Annotated in this window: 1 protein-coding gene; it reads left to right on the top strand. The window is 46.5% G+C overall.

All coding sequences use genetic code 11. From position 1 onward, the window contains the following. The coding region (gene sso7d, locus SB659_RS19035; RefSeq protein WP_410551516.1) for a chromatin protein Sso7d at window positions 1-162 on the top strand (162 nt) is incomplete at its 5' end. Between the last annotated feature and the right edge of the window lie 783 nt (window positions 163-945).

Below are 945 nucleotides of genomic sequence, written 5' to 3' on the forward strand. Positions count from 1 at the left end.
GAAAAAGAAGTTGACATCTCTAAAATCAAAAAAGTTTGGCGTGTTGGTAAAATGATCTCTTTCGCCTACGACGAAGGTGGTGGTAAAACCGGTCGTGGTGCGGTTTCTGAAAAAGACGCGCCGAAAGAACTGCTGCAGATGCTGGAAAAACAGAAAAAATGACTCGAGCACCACCACCACCACCACTGAGATCCGGCTGCTAACAAAGCCCGAAAGGAAGCTGAGTTGGCTGCTGCCACCGCTGAGCAATAACTAGCATAACCCCTTGGGGCCTCTAAACGGGTCTTGAGGGGTTTTTTGCTGAAAGGAGGAACTATATCCGGATTGGCGAATGGGACGCGCCCTGTAGCGGCGCATTAAGCGCGGCGGGTGTGGTGGTTACGCGCAGCGTGACCGCTACACTTGCCAGCGCCCTAGCGCCCGCTCCTTTCGCTTTCTTCCCTTCCTTTCTCGCCACGTTCGCCGGCTTTCCCCGTCAAGCTCTAAATCGGGGGCTCCCTTTAGGGTTCCGATTTAGTGCTTTACGGCACCTCGACCCCAAAAAACTTGATTAGGGTGATGGTTCACGTAGTGGGCCATCGCCCTGATAGACGGTTTTTCGCCCTTTGACGTTGGAGTCCACGTTCTTTAATAGTGGACTCTTGTTCCAAACTGGAACAACACTCAACCCTATCTCGGTCTATTCTTTTGATTTATAAGGGATTTTGCCGATTTCGGCCTATTGGTTAAAAAATGAGCTGATTTAACAAAAATTTAACGCGAATTTTAACAAAATATTAACGCTTACAATTTAGGTGGCACTTTTCGGGGAAATGTGCGCGGAACCCCTATTTGTTTATTTTTCTAAATACATTCAAATATGTATCCGCTCATGAATTAATTCTTAGAAAAACTCATCGAGCATCAAATGAAACTGCAATTTATTCATATCAGGATTATCAATAC

The sequence above is a fragment of the Arthrobacter sp. SIMBA_036 genome, assembly GCF_046535135.1.
In the GTDB taxonomy this organism is placed as follows: Bacteria; Actinomycetota; Actinomycetes; order Actinomycetales; family Micrococcaceae; genus Arthrobacter.